The organism is Luteimonas sp. AC640a, from assembly GCF_979256585.1.
Genome location: NZ_CEEDOV010000004.1, coordinates 1 through 16681, shown reverse-complemented (window position 1 = coordinate 16681; position 16681 = coordinate 1). Strand labels below are relative to the sequence as shown.

The window sequence follows — 16681 nt, the reverse complement described above, 5'->3', positions numbered from 1 at the left end:
CGGGCAAGGCCGCAAGTCGTCAGCCCGTCGCAGGTCCGAAACGCTGTTCAACAGCCGAATGGCTGGACATCCAATCTGTTGAGGCGTGATCAAGAAGACACGCAATCGATGGCCAGAACCCGGCGGTCTGACCTGTTGTGACTGCAGCCGGAGTCACTGGATCCCGGCGTGACCAGACATGCGTTTGTTGCCAGCCGCCGGGATGAGGAGCGATGTAGTTCCGATCAGGTCGTTCGGGACGACGCTACGGACCGCGTCTCCCTCAGCCCCGCACATCCCGCACGATCTGCGCCGCACGCGCCGCGGTCTCGCGGACGCGGGCGTAATCGCCGACTTCCAGCCAGCCCTTGTCGAGCATCCACGAGCCGCCGATGCACAGCACGTTCGGCTGCGACAGGAACTCGGCGGCGTTGGATTCGGAGATGCCACCGGTCGGGCAGAAGCGCATGTCGTGCAGCGGGCCGGCGAGGCCCTTGAGCATCGCGAGACCGCCGACGGCGCTGGCCGGGAACAGCTTGCAGTTGCGGAAGCCGCGCTCGCGCAGCGCCATGAATTCGGTCGGCGTCGCGGCGCCGGGCACCACCGGAATATCGGCTTCGGCGAGTGCATCCGCCAGAGACGGCGGCGTGCCGGGCGTGACGAGGAAGTCTGCGCCGGCATCGATCGACGCGCGGATGTTGTCGGTGTTGAGGATCGTGCCGGCGCCGATGACGATGTCCGGGCGCTCGCGTTTGAGCATCGCCAGCGCGTCGATCGCGACCGGCGTACGCAGCGTGAGTTCGAGCGTGTTCAAGCCGCCTTCGAGCAGCGCATCGGCGATCGCGCGCGCCTCGTCGAGGGTGTGCACGGTGATCACCGGCAGCACGCCGGCCTTGCGCAGGATATCGGCAGCGCGCTGCTGGCGCTCGGACATGGTGGAAACGTTGGGCATCGTGTCAGGCGTCCTTGGAATCGTGTGGCGCATCGAGCGCTGCTGCATCAGCGCCCAGGTCGTATTCGGCATCGTAGTGCCACGCGCTGCCGTCGGTGGTGGCCGGGCCGCAGGAGATCGACAGCGCGCCCTGGTCGGCGGGCGAGACGTTCGCGCGGTTGAAGCCGAACAGGTTGCGGCCGTGATCGGTCGGCGCGGGCGCGGTGTCCGGCGCAGCGGTGCGGCTCTGCCATTCGGCGGGATCGACCAGCGCTTCGAGCGTGCCGGCCTCGCCATCGAGACGGATGATGTCGCCTTCGCGCACGAATGCGAGCGGCCCGCCGCGTGCGGCCTCGGGCGTCATGTGGATCGCGGCCGGAATCTTGCCCGACGCGCCTGACAGGCGACCGTCGGTGACCAGCGCGACGCGCCGGCCCTGGTTCTGCAGCATGCCCAGCAGCGGCGCCAGCGAATGCAGTTCCGGCATGCCGTTGGCCTTGGGGCCCTGGTAGCGCACGACGGCGACGAAATCGCGCGGCAGTGCGCCGGCAGCGTGCAGGCGGTTGAGGGCCTGCGGCGCGTCGACGACGACGGCCGGTGCTTCGATCGTGCGGAACTCGGGCTTCACCGCCGAGAGCTTGATCAGCGAACGGCCCAGATTGCCGCGCAGCAGACGCAGGCCACCGTGCGCTTCGAACGGGGCGGACACCGGACGCAGCACGCCGTCGTCACCGCTGATCGCCGGGCCGGGTTCGTAGCGGATGCGGTCGCCGTCGAGCTTGGGTTCTTCGCCGTAGCGCGCCATGCCGCCGTCGACGATCGTCGGCAGATCACCGTGCATCAGGCCGGCGTCGAGCAGTTCGCGGAACACGTAGGCATTGCCGCCGGCCGCGTGATAGCGGTTCACGTCGGCTTCGCCGTTCGGATACACGCGCGCCAGCAGCGGCACGGCCTGCGACAGCTGGTCCATGTCGTCCCAGGTCAGCACGATGCCGGCCGCGCGCGCGACCGCGATCCAGTGGATGGTGTGGTTGGTCGAGCCGCCGGTCGCCATCAGCATCGCGACCGCGTTGACGATCGCGCGTTCGTCGATCAGCTGGCCCAGCGGGCGGTAGTCGTCGCCGAGCGCGGTGATCGACAGCGCACGTTCGACCGCTTCGCGGGTGAAGGCTTCGCGCAGCGGCGTGCCCGGATTGATGAAGGCCGCGCTCGGCAGCTGCACGCCCATCGCCTCGAGCAGCGTCTGGTTGGAATTCGCGGTGCCGTAGAAGGTGCAGGTGCCGGGGCCGTGATAGGAATCGGACTCGACCTGCAGCAGTTCCTCGCGCGTGGCCTCGCCGGCGGCGTAGCGCTCGCGCACTTCGGCCTTGGTCTTGTTCGGCACGCCCGGTGTCATCGGGCCGCCGGGAATGAAGATCGCCGGCAGATGACCGTAGGCCAGCGCGCCGATCAGCAGGCCGGGCACGATCTTGTCGCAGATGCCCAGATACACGCTGCTGTCGAACATGTCGTGCGATAGCGCGATCGCGGTGGCCTGGGCGATGACGTCGCGTGAGAACAGCGACAGCTCCATGCCGGCGCGGCCCTGGGTCACGCCGTCGCACATCGCCGGCACGCCGCCCGCGACCTGCGCGGTGTGGCCCAGCGCACGCGCGGTCTCGCGGATGAATTCCGGATACGGCTCGTAGGGCTGGTGCGCGGACAGCATGTCGTTGTAGGCGGTGACGATGCCGAGGTTGGCGGTCGGCCCGTTGCGCAGGCGCGACTTGTCGACCGGCCCGCAGGCGGCAAAGCCATGCGCGAGATTGGCGCAACTCAGGTGACCGCGCAGCGGCCCCTGATCGCGCATGCGCGCGATGCCTTCGATATACGCCTGCCGCGACGGCGCGCTGCGCTTGCGGATGCGTTCGGTGACGGACTGGACGACGGGATGCAGGCTCATGGGCGGCGGCGATGAGAGGAACGGGCGCCCGGGTGACGGGCGGGGGCGCGCGGATCGCACTGCGCGCAACGGTCGAACAGGATGCGCGCAGGCGCAGGCGCGTGCGTCACGGGCACCAGTGGACGTGCAGCTTTGCGCCCGGCGTGGTGAAGGCGATGCGCGCAGGGAATTCGGTGGCGTCGTCGCTCTGCAACAGGCGGTCGAGCAGGGCGCGTTTCTTCTCGCCGCGGATCAGCAGGATGCGCGTGTGTGCGGGCTCGAGACCGGCCGGCGTCAGGCTCACCCGACGCTGCCAGCTGCCCGCACCGGGACTGCCGCCGGCATCGACACCGACATACGGCGACGTGGACGCGAGCGCCGAGTCGAGATCCACCATGCCGGGAAACAGCGACGCGGTATGCCCGTCATCGCCCATGCCCAGCACGACCACGCCGGCAGGCTGGCGCGCATGCAGGTTGGCGGTGGAGACGGCTTCGTCGAACGGACGGCCGGCGCGGGTGATGGTTTCCAGTCGCGCCTTTTGCGCCTTGTTCTGGATCAACGTCTCGCGCAGCAGGCGCGCGTTGCTGTCGGGATCGTCGGGCAGCAACCAGCGCTCGTCGACCAGCGCGACATCGACGCGGTCCCAGGCAAGCGGCGACTTCGACAGCGCCTCGTACACCGGCCCCGGCGTCTTGCCGCCGGACAGCAGCAGGCGCGCACGCGGCTTCTGCTCCAGATCGCGGGCAATGGCGGACGAGATCGCAATCGCGGCGCCCCAGGTCCACTGGGTCGCCGATTCGTAGGCGTGCAGCTGCATGCGCCCATCGTCGCCGATTCCGCCGGCGATGCCAAAGGCCGGGGCGCCGGTCGGCGTCATGCGGCAGCCCTGCGTGTGGCGATCGCGGCTGCGCCGAGTAGGCCGGCATGCGGATGCAGCACCGCGACGCTGGGCACGCGGCCCATGTTCGGCGAGAAGCGGCCCTTGTGTTCGAAGCGCTGGCGGAAACCCGAATGGCGGATCGAATCGAGCATCTTCGGCACCAGACCGCCGGTGAGGAATACGCCGTCCCAGGCGCCGAGCGTCAGCACGAGATCCCCTGCGATCGCGCCGAACACCGCGCAGAACACGTCGACGGCGCGCGCGCAGCGGGCATCGCCATCCTTCGCGCGTGCGGTGATGTCGGCCGGGTGCATCGGGCCCGGATCGACCCCGGCGATTTCGCTCAGTGCGCGATGGATATTGACCAGGCCCGGACCGCAGATCAGGCGTTCGTTGGACACGCGGCCGAACTGCGCCGACAGGCGTTCGAGGATCGCGGTCTCTTCCGGCGTGCCCGGCGGAAAGCTGACGTGACCGCCTTCGGTTTCCAGCGGATAGTGCTTGCCGTCGCGGATCACCAGGCCACCCACGCCCAGCCCCGTGCCGGGGCCGATCACCGCATAGGTGCAGGGGCCGCCCGGATCCTTGGGCACCGACCACGGCACGCCGCCGATGGCGCTGAAATCGCCGGGCTGCAGCAGTGGAATGGCCATCGCCTGCGCGGCGAAATCATTGGTCAGCACGACGTCTTCGATACCGAGCCGCTGCTGCGTGCGCGTGCGCGAGATCACCCAGGGATGATTGGTGATGCGCGCATCGTCGCCATCGACGCGACCGGCGACCGCGAGCACGGCGCGCGGCAGTGCGCCCTTGCCGTCGTGGCCGATCTCCTGCAGGTAATGCAGCGCCGCATCGGCCAGCGACGGGAAGTCGGCGACCGGAAAGATCTTGACCGTGTCGAGCTGCAGCGGCGTCGGGCTGCCGGTGTCGGCCAGCGCGAAACGCGCATTGGTGCCGCCGATGTCGGCGAGCAGGGCGAGCGCAGCCGTCACGATTTGCGTCCGTTGTGGGTGGTCAGCGTACGTGGCAGAAACGGCTGCGCCTCGGCCGGGCCCCAGCTGCCAGCCGGATAATCGCGCACCGGCGTGCCGGCTTCGCGCCACGCGGCGCTGACGCTGTCGATCCAGCGCCACGCGGCTTCGACTTCGTCGTCGCGTACGAACAGCGTCTGGTCGCCCTTGAGCGCATCGATCATCAGACGCTCGTAGGCGATGCGGCGCTTGGGCGGCAGCATCGCCAGATCCAGCGACATCGGCTGCAGTTCGTTCGCAGCCCATTCGGACGCGGCGAGACTGCCCATCAGGCCGAGTTCGATCGTCTCCTCCGGCTGCAGGCGCACGCGCAGCTGGTTGGCCCGCGCGCGCTTGCGCTCGCCCGGCCCGAATAACCAGTGCGTGACCGGCTTGAACGTCACCACGACCTCGGTGGTGCGCGAGGGCATGCGCTTGCCGGTGACCAGACGGAACGGCACGCCGGCCCAGCGCCAGTTGTCGATCCACGCGCGCAGGCCGACGAAGGTCTCCACGTCGTCATGCCCGCCGTGCTTGAAGCCCTGCACGGCCTGGCCGTCGACGACGCCCGGGCCGTAGCGCCCACGCACGCTGTCGGCGTCGGCATCGGCGGCGGTCATCGGCCGCAGGGCGCGCAGCACCTTGCGCTTCTCGTCGCGGATGCTGTCGGTGTCCATCGCCGCCGGCGGCTCCATCGCGATCAGCGCCAGCAGCTGCAGCATGTGGTTCTGCACCATGTCGCGCAGCGCGCCGTAATCGGCGTAATAGCCCTCGCGACCGTCCACGCCGGCGGTCTCGGCGACGATGATGTCGACCGATTCGATCCAGCGCCGCTCCCACGTGGCTTCGAGCAACGTATTGCCCAGGCGCAGCGCGAGCAGGTTCTGCACCGGCGCCTTGCCCAGGTAATGGTCGATGCGAAAGATCCGCGATTCGTCGAGCGCGGACTTCAGCGTCGCATCGATTTCCTGCGCGCTGGCCAGGTCGTGGCCGATCGGCTTCTCCAGCACCAGTCGCGACGGTGCCTCCAGCAGGCCGGCCGCTTTCAGGCCACGGCATGCAGATGCGAACAGGTTCGGCGGCGTCGACAGATAGCTGACCGCGGGACGGTCGGCGAAGCGCGACAGCGACGACGCCATCGCCTCGGCATCGCCCAGGTCCACCGCCACGTACTGGATGCGGCGCAGCAGTTCATCGACCAGCGCGGCGTCGTACTCGTCGTCCAGGCGCCCGCGCAGCCAGTCGCGGAAACCTGCGTCGTCGTGTTCGCTGCGCGCGATCGCGACCACGCGGAATTCGTCCGGCAGCAACCGGTCGCGCAGCAGGTGCAGCAGGGACGGGAACAGGTAGCGTTGCGCCAGGTCGCCGGTGGCGCCGAACAACAGGAGGGAGTCGTGCATGGGCGCCGGGACCGTCTCGGGTTCAGGATGGGTAATCACGGAGTGTGTCGCCGGAGGCGTGCAGATCGCAACGTCCACGCCATGGCGGCGTGTCCAGCGCTGTCACCTGGCGCGCGCGAGGCGGCGCGCACGCGGATGGAACCTGTCGTTCGTTGCACTACGCTGTGCCTCCCACACGTGCGCCGGCTGGATTGGAAACGATTACATGCCAGAATAGCGCAATTGCATCGCGGCGCGCGGTTCACGCAGGCGGCCGCACGATGCGATCCACGACGGGTTTGCGACACACGGGAGCGTGCATGGCACAGGTGCGGTTCGACGCGGTACGGAAGGTCTACCCCAACGGTTTCGTCGGTGTGGCCGGTGCAACTTTCGAGGTCGCCGATGGCGAGCTGCTGGTGCTGGTGGGCCCGTCGGGCTGCGGCAAATCCACGCTGCTGCGCATGGTCGCGGGACTGGAGGCGATCAGCGACGGCACGCTGACCATCGGCGACCGCGTCGTCAACGACGTGGCGCCGAAGGATCGCGACATCGCGATGGTGTTCCAGAGCTACGCGCTGTACCCGCACATGAGCGTGGCCGAGAACCTCGCGTTCGGCCTGAAGCTGCGCGGCCAGTCGAAGACCGAGATCGCCGCGCGCGTGGACGAAGCCGCGCAGGTGCTGGAACTCGACAAGGTGCTCGACCGCAAGCCCGGCCAGCTCTCCGGCGGCCAGCGCCAGCGCGTGGCGCTGGGTCGCGCGCTGGTGCGCCAGCCGCAGGTGTTCCTGCTCGACGAGCCGCTGTCCAACCTCGACGCCAAGCTGCGCAGCGGCATGCGCGTCGAGATCGCACGTCTGCATCGCAAGCTCGGCACGACGATGATCTACGTCACCCACGACCAGATCGAGGCGATGACGCTGGGTCAGCGCATCGTGGTGCTGAAGGACGGCCACATCCAGCAGATCGACACGCCGATGGCGCTGTACGAGCGGCCGGCGAATCTGTTCGTCGCGACCTTCCTCGGCAGTCCGGCCATGAACGTGCTGCGTGGCGCGCTGGCGCAGGGCACGGATGGCTGGACCTTTGATGCCGGCGAGGGCATCACGCTCGCGCTCGGCGAAGCCGGATTCCCGGCCGACTGGAACGGCCGCACCGTCGATCTGGGCATCCGCCCCGAACACCTGCTGCCCGCGACCGAGGCGGACGCATCGCTGTCGCCGGTGGTCGAAGTGGTGGAGCCGGTCGGCAGCGAAGTCTTCGTCAACCTGCGCCTGGGCAACCACGTCCTGATCGCACGTCTGCCACCTGACCGCGTCCCGGTGCCGGGCGAAACGCTGTCGCTGACGATTCCGGTCGGTCGCGTGCATGCGTTCGATATCGAGACCGGTGAGCGGTTGATCCAGCAGGCGGGTTGAACCTCGACTCGTCGAACGGTAAGCCGGCACGCGCTCCCTTCAAGCTGGGCCCGCACCTCTCCCTCTAGAAGAGAGCCTGCCCCGGACCTGATCCGGGGTCGACGCGCGTAATGCGTCGGGTGAGGGCATGCCTCTTGCGGAGAATGCCTCTCGCGGAATGCCCGGGGCTCCCGCAACGGCAGCTTCCGCCTTTGATCGTCATTCCCGCGTAGGCGGGAATCCATGGACCTTAAGCTGCCTCCCAGCTGAGCGTCTTTCGTGCGATGAGCAGGCAAGGAAGTCCATGGATTCCCGCCTACGCGGGAATGACGGGCCGGGTATTCCTGCCGCGTGCCTCGCCTACCGTCAGCGCCACGCCTCGCTATACTGACCGCTTGCGCGCGCGAGCGGCGCTCCGTGCTTGTGGAATCAACCGCTTGCGATGGAAATTTCGCGTATCGCATGACACGCTATCCGTCATCCATCGCGCCCTGACGGGCGCCAAGAGGCCACCAACGCCCGCATGCGCCTGTCCACGATCAAGCTCGCCGGTTTCAAATCCTTCGTCGATCCGACCACGCTGCACCTGCCGACCAACATGACCGGCGTGGTGGGGCCGAACGGTTGCGGCAAGTCGAACATCATCGACGCGGTGCGCTGGGTCATGGGCGAATCCTCGGCCAGTCGCCTGCGTGGCGACTCGCTGACCGACGTGATCTTCGCCGGTTCCACCGCGCGCAAGCCGGTGTCGCAGGCCATGGTCGAACTGGTGTTCGACAACTCCGATCACACGATCGCCGGCGAGTTCGCCGCGTTCAACGAGATCTCGGTCAAGCGCACGGTCAGCCGCGACGGGCAGAGCGGCTACTACCTCAACGGCACCAAATGCCGCCGCCGCGACATCACCGATCTGTTCCTCGGCACCGGTCTGGGCCCGCGCAGCTACTCGATCATCGAGCAGGGCATGATCAGCCAGATCATCGACGCCAAGCCCGAAGAGCTGCGCGTCTATCTGGAGGAAGCTGCGGGCATCTCCAAGTACAAGGAACGCCGCAAGGAAACCGAGACCCGCATCCGCCACACCCGCGAAAACCTGGATCGCCTGAGCGATCTGCGCGAGGAAGTCGGCAAGCAGCTGCAGCATCTCGCGCGGCAGGCCAAGCAGGCCGAGCAGTACACCGCCATCCAGGCCGAGCGGAAGATTCGCGACGCCGAATGGAAGGCGCTGGAATGGCGCACGCTCGATTCGCGTCTGCGCGCATTGCGCGAAGGTCTGGCCCAGGAAGAAACCAAGCTCGAGCAGATCATCGCCGAGCAGCGCGAAGCCGAACGCGAGCTGGAGACGGGCCGCGAGCGTCGCCACGAGGCCAGCGAAGGCCTCAACCGCGCGCAGGCCGAAAGCTACGAAATCAGCGGTGCGCTGGCCCGTGTCGAGCAGCAGATCCAGCACCAGCGCGAGCTGTCGGCGCGCCTGCTCAAGGCCCGCGACGAAGCGCAGGCGCAGCTGGCCGAGATCGGCGAACACATCGACCAGGACCAGCTGCGACTCGACACCCTGCACGAGAGCATCGCCGACGCCGAACCGCAACTCGCGCAGCTGCAGGACGACGACGCCGTGCGTCAGGACACGCTGCGCGAGGCCGAAACCGCGCTCGCCGACTGGCAGACGCGTTGGGAAACCCACAACCGCGAGCAGGGCGAGGCGGCGCGCGAAGGTGACGTCGAGCGCACCCGCGTCGACTATCTGGACAAGCAGTCGCTCGAAGCCGATCGTCGCCGCGAGCAGTTGCAGGCCGAGCGCGGCGGGCTGGATCTCGACGCGCTGAGCGAGGCCTTCGCCGACCTGCAGATCCGCCACGACGAACAGAAGGCTGCGCTCGACACGCTCGGCGACGACCTGGAAACGCGCAAGGCCGCGGCGGTCGATCTGCAGGACGCGCAGCGCGGCGCGCAGGAAGAGCTGTCCGTCGTGCGCAAGCAGGCGCAGGAAGCACGCGGCCGGCTGTCGTCGCTGGAAACCCTGCAGAACGCGGCGCTTGGGCAGGAGCAGGGCGCGGCGGTCGAATGGCTGCGCCAGCGCGGGCTGGATTCGTCGGCGCGCGTCGGCGAGCGGCTGCGGGTCGAGTCGGGCTGGGAATTCGCGGTCGAAAGCGCGCTTGGTCAGCTGATCGAAGGCGTGCTGGTCGAAGGCGACGGCGTGCCGGCCGAACTGGTCGACGCACTCGGTGAACTTGGCGAAAGCCGCCTGGCGCTGGTATCGGGCGAGACCGGCGACGAAGCCTTCGCGCCGACGTCGCTGGCGGCCAAGGTGCAGGGACCGCTGGCGATCCGCCGGCTGCTCGCGCGCCTGCATGTGGCCGAGACCCTGGCCGAGGCGCGCGCGCTGCAGGCGGGCCTGGGCGATGGCGATTCGGTGATCACCCGCAGCGGCGAGCGTCTCGGCGCCGGCTGGGTGCGCGTGTCGCGCTCGGGCGCGGCGAAGCAGGGCGCGCTGCTGCGCGAACGCGAGATCCAGTCGCTGCGCGAGACGATCGCCACGCTGCAGGAGCAGGAACAGACGCTGGAGGCGCGCATCGCGCAGGGCCGCGAACAGCTGCTCAGCGTCGAGCAGCAGCGCGAGGAAGCGCAGCGTGCGCTGTATGTCGCGCATCGCGGCGTCTCCGAACTCGCCGGCCAGGTGCAGAGCCAGCAGGGCCGGGTGGAAGCCGCGCGCAACCGCATCGAGCGCATCGATACCGATCTCGCCCAACTGCACGAAACCCTTGACACCGCCGCCCAGCAGGCCCGCGACGCACGCGGCCGGCTGGAAGACGCGGTCGAACGCATGGGCGACTTCGAAGCCGCCCGCGCTGCACTCGAAGCCGAGCGCCGCGGACTGGTCGAGGCCCGCGACCAGCTGCGATCGGCCGCGCGCGAATCGCGCGACACCGCGCACGCACTCGCGCTGACCATCGAATCCCAGCGTGCCCAGATCACCTCGCTGACCCAGGCGCTCGCGCGCATGGGCGGCCAGCGCGGCCAGATCGACAATCGCCTTGGCGAACTGTCGGCGCAGCTGGCGACGGGCGATTCGCCGGTCGACACGCTGGAGCAGCAGCGCCAGGTCGCACTCGAAGAGCGCGTGCGCACCGAGCGCGCGTTGGCCGAAGCACGTTCCGCGCTGGAAGGCGTGGACAACGAGCTGCGCACCTTCGAACAGGTTCGCCAGCAGCGCGACGCGCAGTCGCTGACCCAGCGCGAAGCGATCTCGCAGCGCCGCCTCGACCAGCAGGCGCTGGTGATCGCGGCCGACCAGCTGTCGGCACAGGTCGTCGAGGGCGGGTTCGTCGTCGACGAGGTGTTGAACGGTCTCGAAGACGCGGCGAATGCGAAGGACTGGGAGAAGATCGTCACCGACTTCGACGCGCGCCTGCGCCGTCTGGAGCCGGTGAATCTCGCCGCGATCGCCGAACACGCCGAAGCGGCGCAGCGCAAGGAATACCTCGACGCGCAGGACGCCGACCTCAACTCGGCACTGGATACGCTGGAAGAGGCGATCCGCAAGATCGACCGCGAGACCCGTGGCCGCTTCAAGGACACCTTCGACAAGGTCAACGCCGGCGTGCAGGCGCTGTATCCGCGCCTGTTCGGTGGCGGCCATGCGTATCTGGAGCTGACCGGCGAGGATCTGCTCGACACCGGCGTCGCGATCATGGCGCGCCCGCCCGGCAAGCGCGTGTCCAACATCTCGCTGCTGTCCGGCGGCGAGAAGGCGATGACCGCGGTCGCGCTGGTGTTCTCGATCTTCCAGCTCAATCCGGCGCCGTTCTGTCTGCTCGACGAGGTGGACGCGCCGCTGGACGAGGCCAATGTCGGCCGCTTCACCGCGATGGTCCGCGAGATGAGCGAGCAGGTGCAGTTCCTGTTCGTCAGCCACAACAAGGCGACGATGGAAGCGGCGTCCCAGCTCAGCGGCGTGACCATGCGCGAGCCGGGCGTGAGCCGACTGGTTTCGGTGGATCTGGCCGAAGCGGCGCGACTGGCCGGCGCCGCCTAGAGACTGTCATCATGTGACGCGACTGTCGCACGGCCTGGCCGGCGGCGGTCCTCATGCCCGACAGGCCCGGCGCCTGCGCATAATGAACGACCCCGAAGGAGAACACCGCGAATGACCGACGACTGGATGATGCGTATCGGAATCCTGGTCGCAGGCCTGCTGCTGATGGGCGCCATGTGGTATTTCGGCACCCGCCCGCGCAGCGGGCAGGGTCGCCGCGTCGCCAGCACCGACGATCGCGAGCAGCGCCTGGAGCCCACGCTCGGCGCGCAGCTGGAACAGGATCTCGGTGAAGCCGGCGTGCCGCGTGCAGAAGGCGACACCGATGCCGTGCAGGCGGAGATGGACCTGCTCGATCAGACCGTCGGCGCCGTCTCGCCCAACAGCGAACTGGGCAAACGCACCAGCGACGATTTCGACAAGATCGTGACGCTCTACATCGCCGCGCGCGCCGGCAACGTGCTGCGTGGCCCGGACATCGTGGTCGCCGCCGAGAAGACGGGCCTGACCTACGGCCACATGAACGTCTTCCATCGCCTGGTCGATGGCCATCCCGAGCGCGGCCCGATCTTCAGCGTCGCCAACATCCGCAGCCCCGGCAGCTTCGACATGAGCGAAATCCAGGGCCTCGAAACCCCGGCGATCGCGTTCTTTCTGACCCTGCCGGCGCCGGTCCGCGCACTCGATGCGTGGGACGCGATGCTGCCGACCGCCGAACGCATGGCCGAGCTGCTCGACGGCGTGCTGCTCGACGAACAGCGCAACGCCCTCGGCCGCCAGCGCATCGCCGGCTTGCGCGACGAGCTGCGCAGTTGGGACCGCGAACACGATGTCCCCGCGGTGACACGCAGCCCGCGCTGGTGAGTCGGGCGCGGTGTCGATTTCCGGCATCAGCCATCTGACCTTTGTCGTCCACGACCTCGACCGCACGGCACGCCTGCTGGTCGAGGGGCTGGGCGCGCGGGAGGTGTACGACAGCGTCGACCGCCCGCATTCGCTGTCGCGCGAGAAGTTCTTCGAGCTCGGTGGCGTGTGGATCGCACTGATGGAAGGCGAGCCATTGCCACAACGCTCGTACCGCCATGTCGCATTCTCGGTCTCAGCCGGCGACCTGCCGATCTATCGCGCGCGGCTGGACGCGCTGGGCGTGGACATCCGCCCGCCACGGCCCCGCATCGAAGGCGAGGACGAGTCGTTGTATTTCCACGATTTCGACAACCACCTGTTCGAACTGCACGCCGGTACGCTGGGCGCGCGATTGCAGGCCTATCGCGCGGCCCTCACCTCAACTCCCGCTCCGCGCCCCAGCCCTCGCGTTGCTGCGAGAGCGTTCGAAGACATGCGAGCCACTGGCTCGCAAAAATGTCTCCTCACCCCAAAGGGAGAGGGGTTGGGGTGAGGGCAGACGCCCGCGGGAACGCCACCGTCCTACAATTCCCACATGCCAAAGCCATCTCCCGCCGGGCGCGTTGCCGAGCTGCGCGCGCTGATCGAAGACGCCAATCATCGCTACTACGTGCTCGACGATCCGTCGATCCCGGATGCCGATTACGACGCGTCACTGCGCGAACTCGAAGCGCTGGAAACCGCGCATCCCGAACTCGCCAGCGACGACTCGCCGACGCGCACCGTGGGCGCGCGACCGGACGGCGGTTTCCCCGAAGTCACCCACGCGATCCCGATGTTGTCGCTCGCCAACGCATTCGAGACCGCCGGTGTCGAGGACGATGCCGACGACCGCGCACGCTATGCCGAAGTTGCCGATTTCGAACGCCGCATCGAACAGAAGCTCGACATCGAAGCGCCGGTGTTCTCGGTCGAGCCCAAGCTGGATGGCCTGGCGATCAGCCTGCGCTACGAGGACGGCGTGTTCGTGCAGGGCGCTACGCGCGGCGACGGCAGCACTGGCGAGAACGTCACCGCGAACCTGCGTCAGGTGCGCGCGGTGCCCCTGAAGCTGCGCGAGACCGGCGCGCCGCCGCCGGCCGTGCTGGAAGTGCGCGGCGAGATCTACATGCCGCGCAAGGCCTTTGAAGCCTGGAATGCGAAGGCGCTCGACAGCAACGAAAAGCTGTTGGCCAACCCGCGCAACGGCGCGGCCGGGTCGCTGCGCCAGCTCGATCCTGCGGTCACGCGCCGACGCCCGCTGGCGTTCTTCGCGTATTCGACCGGCGAGGTACGCGGACTCGAATTGCCGGAAACGCATTCCGAAACCCTCGCGCTGCTGCGTGACTTCGGCTTTCCCGTCGCGCCCGAAGCCGACACCGCGACCGGTTTCGACGGCCTGATCGCCTACTTCCGTCGCATCGGCGAAGCACGCGACACGCTGCCCTACGACATCGACGGCGTGGTCTACAAGCTCGACGACTACGACCAGCAGGCGACGATGGGTTTCGTCTCGCGCGCGCCGCGCTGGGCGCTGGCACACAAATTTCCCGCGCAGGAACAGTCGACCGTGCTGCGTGCGATCGAAGTGCAGGTTGGCCGCACCGGTGCGATCACCCCGGTCGCGCGCCTGGAGCCGGTGCAGGTCGCCGGTGTCACCGTCACCAACGCGACGCTCCACAACGAAGACCAGATCCGCCGGCTCGACGTACGCGAGGGCGACACCGTGATCGTGCGCCGCGCCGGCGATGTGATTCCCGAGATCGTGCGCGTGATCGAAGCGCAGCGTCCCGCGAGCACGGTCGAATGGACGATGCCGGCCACATGCCCGGTCTGCGGTTCAGAGCTCGTGCGCGAGGAAGGCGCGTCGGCCTGGCGCTGTACCGGTGGCCTGACGTGCTCGGCGCAGCGCAAGGAAGCCGTGCGTCACTTCGCGTCGCGACGCGCGATGGACATCGAAGGCCTCGGCGACAAGCAGGCCGAGGCGCTGGTCGAGTTCGGTTTCGTGCATTCGCCGGCCGATCTGTTCTTGCTGAAGGTTGAGGATCTGGTGCGGATGAAGACCGCGCTCGATGCCGCGACCGCGGCGGACTTCGCGCAGACGATCGCCGACAGCAAGGGCGCACTCGCGCTCGATGGCGAGGGCGAAGCGGTGCTGGCACAGGAGTCGCCGGTGTGGAAGGACGCCGCGTTCCTGCGCGCGCATCTGACGGTCGAGACCGGCAGCAAGCTCGCGACGAAGTGGGCGGAAAACCTCGTGGCCGGCATCGATGCCAGCCGCAGCACTACGCTGCCGCGCTTCCTGTTCGCGCTCGGCATTCCGCATCTGGGCGAGACGACGGCCAAGTCGCTCGCGCAGTGGCTGGGCACGCTCGACTTCGTGCGCACGACGCCAGCCGTGCTGCTGCAGGCGCTGCCCGATATCGGCGGCGAGGTCGCGCGTTCCATTGCAACGTTCTTCGAACAGCCCGGCAATGTCGAGGTCGTCGACGCGCTGATCGCGGCGGGCATCACCTTCAGCGACGAATCCGCGCCGTCGGCCGCGCTGCGCGAACGTCTCGGTCTGGCGCACCTGCTGTCGACGCTGCCGGTCGACAAGCTCGGCGGCAAGAGCGCCGAGCGTCTCGCAGACACCTACGGCACGCTCGATGCACTGCTGCGTGCGAACGCGAGCGGCTGGACCGGCGCCGGCCTGTCTTCGGCAGGCGCGGACAACCTGTCGGCGTTCCTGGCCGATGCGGATGCACTGGCCGCACTGCGCGCGAGTGACGCCGCGATGCGGCGCCTGCTCGATGCAGCGCCAGTGAAGGCAGCGAAAACGAGTGGCCCGCTCGACGGCAAGACCGTCGTGCTGACCGGCAGTCTGGAGGCGATGACCCGCGATGAAGCGGGCGAACAACTCGAAGCGCTGGGCGCGAAGATCGCCGGCAGCGTGTCGAAGAAGACCTCGCTGGTCGTCGCCGGTGAAGCGGCCGGCTCGAAGCTGACGAAGGCGCAGGAACTCGGGATCGAGATCTGGGACGAAGCCGCGCTGCTCGCGTTTCTCGAGTCGCAGGCGTGAGCGCGTCGATGCGGCCGTCGGCAAGCTTCGACACCCTGCGCCTGCGCGCGCGCCTCAACGCAGCGCTGCGCGCGTTCTTCGCCGAGCGCGGCGTGCCGGAAGTCGAGACGCCGATACTGTCGCAGGCCGGCAATACCGACCCGAACGTCGCCAGTTTCCGCACCGAGTTCGGCGGTCACGTGTCGGCAGGCCCGTGCACGCGCTGGCTGCGCACGTCCCCAGAGTTTCCGCTCAAACGCCTGCTCGCCGCCGGCTTCGGCGACTGCTACGAGCTCGGCCGCGTGTTCCGCGATGGCGAAGCCGGTGGTCGCCACAATCCCGAGTTCACGATGCTCGAGTGGTATCGCGTCGGCTGGGACCAGCGCCAGTTGGCCGATGAAACCGTCGCGCTGGTGCAGGGCGCACTGGACCTTGTCGACCGGCGCGCCGTGGTGGTGCAGACCACCTATCGCGATCTGTATCGCAACACGCTCGGACTCGATCCGATGACGGTGTCGGACACCGAGCTGCAGGCGGCACTCGGCGATGTGCAGATTGCCGCCGACGGTCTGACCCGCGACGACTGGCTGGACCTGCTGATGACGCATCGCATCCAGCCCGCGAATCCGGCCGACCGGATCCTTGTGGTCCACGATTACCCGGCCTCGCAATGCATGCTCGCGCGCATCGCCGAACGCGACGGCGTGCAGGTGGCCGAGCGTTTCGAGCTGTACCTCGGCGCGCTGGAACTCGCGAACGGCTATCACGAGCTCGCGGACGGCGCGGAACAACGCGCACGTTTCGAACGGGATCATGCGGTGCGTGGGTCGCGCGGCGATACATTGCCGGTGATCGACGAGGCCCTGCTTGGCGCGCTGGATGCAGGCTTTCCGGATTGCGCGGGTGTGGCGTTGGGAGTCGATCGGCTGATGATGGCGATGATGGGGACAGGGCGGATCGCCGACGTGATCGCATTTGATTTTTCGCGGGCTTAGCCGCTCAAGCGGATTCGCGATCTTCCGGGATTTTTCTACCGTCATGCCCGCGGCTCTCAACAGACGCATGTCTGGTAAAGCGGCCATCCATTTTGATTCTGATCTGGTTTCGGCTTTAGCTTTCGCTTCTTGCCTTGGCTTTTGACTCGAATCGAGCCGTAAAGCGAGCCGAGCATCGCAGGGCGGCGGGGTCGAAGAGCAGCCCATGTCTGAGCGCAGCGAGTT

Annotated in this window: 11 protein-coding genes; 6 read left to right on the top strand and 5 right to left on the bottom strand. The window is 68.3% G+C overall.

Translation table 11 applies throughout. The features are described 5' to 3' along the window. Positions 1-262 precede the first annotated feature (262 nt). The 5 genes from ACZ9YD_RS02275 to zwf all read right to left on the bottom strand — a co-directional run bounded on the left by ACZ9YD_RS02275 (position 263) and on the right by zwf (position 6124). Positions 263-913 (bottom strand): bifunctional 4-hydroxy-2-oxoglutarate aldolase/2-dehydro-3-deoxy-phosphogluconate aldolase, encoded by a 651-nt coding sequence (locus ACZ9YD_RS02275; RefSeq protein ID WP_465073626.1) that lies wholly within the window; start codon positions 911-913, stop codon positions 263-265. Positions 914-935: 22 nt separating this feature from the next. Then, positions 936-2852, bottom strand: coding sequence for a phosphogluconate dehydratase (gene edd / locus ACZ9YD_RS02270; RefSeq protein WP_465073522.1), 1917 nt, complete (start codon positions 2850-2852; stop codon positions 936-938). Between the two features lie 106 nt (positions 2853-2958). Continuing rightward, entirely contained in the window at positions 2959-3711 is a 753-nt protein-coding gene (gene pgl, locus ACZ9YD_RS02265) for a 6-phosphogluconolactonase (RefSeq protein ID WP_465073521.1), read from the bottom strand. Beyond that, on the bottom strand, positions 3708-4706 hold the full coding sequence (gene glk, locus ACZ9YD_RS02260) for a glucokinase (protein ID WP_465073520.1): 999 nt from the start codon (positions 4704-4706) through the stop codon (positions 3708-3710). Before glk ends, pgl begins: the two co-directional genes overlap by 4 nt. Beyond that, positions 4703-6124, bottom strand: a complete 1422-nt coding sequence (zwf, locus tag ACZ9YD_RS02255; protein ID WP_465073519.1) for a glucose-6-phosphate dehydrogenase — start codon at positions 6122-6124, stop codon at positions 4703-4705. Before zwf ends, glk begins: the two co-directional genes overlap by 4 nt. Positions 6125-6423: 299 nt before the next feature. Between zwf and ACZ9YD_RS02250 the strand changes: the two genes are divergently transcribed. From ACZ9YD_RS02250 to epmA, 6 genes are all read left to right on the top strand, one after another. After that, complete coding sequence (locus ACZ9YD_RS02250) at positions 6424-7521, top strand: ABC transporter ATP-binding protein (RefSeq protein WP_465073518.1); 1098 nt, start codon at positions 6424-6426, stop codon at positions 7519-7521. A 502-nt stretch (positions 7522-8023) separates the two neighbouring features. Further along, positions 8024-11536: a chromosome segregation protein SMC gene (gene smc / locus ACZ9YD_RS02245; protein WP_465073517.1), complete on the top strand. Its 3513-nt coding sequence runs from the start codon at positions 8024-8026 to the stop codon at positions 11534-11536. Positions 11537-11647: 111 nt separating this feature from the next. Continuing rightward, positions 11648-12400 (top strand): cell division protein ZipA, encoded by a 753-nt coding sequence (zipA, locus tag ACZ9YD_RS02240; RefSeq protein WP_332077500.1) that lies wholly within the window; start codon positions 11648-11650, stop codon positions 12398-12400. Positions 12401-12410: 10 nt separating this feature from the next. Further along, complete coding sequence (fosX, locus tag ACZ9YD_RS02235) at positions 12411-12935, top strand: FosX/FosE/FosI family fosfomycin resistance hydrolase (protein ID WP_465073516.1); 525 nt, start codon at positions 12411-12413, stop codon at positions 12933-12935. 42 nt (positions 12936-12977) lie between these two features. Further along, positions 12978-15482 (top strand): NAD-dependent DNA ligase LigA, encoded by a 2505-nt coding sequence (gene ligA, locus ACZ9YD_RS02230; protein WP_465073515.1) that lies wholly within the window; start codon positions 12978-12980, stop codon positions 15480-15482. Positions 15483-15490: 8 nt separating this feature from the next. After that, the gene (epmA, locus tag ACZ9YD_RS02225; RefSeq protein ID WP_465073625.1) at positions 15491-16456 is read left to right on the top strand and encodes an EF-P lysine aminoacylase EpmA; all 966 of its coding nucleotides are present in this window, start codon (positions 15491-15493) and stop codon (positions 16454-16456) included. Positions 16457-16681 lie beyond the last annotated feature (225 nt).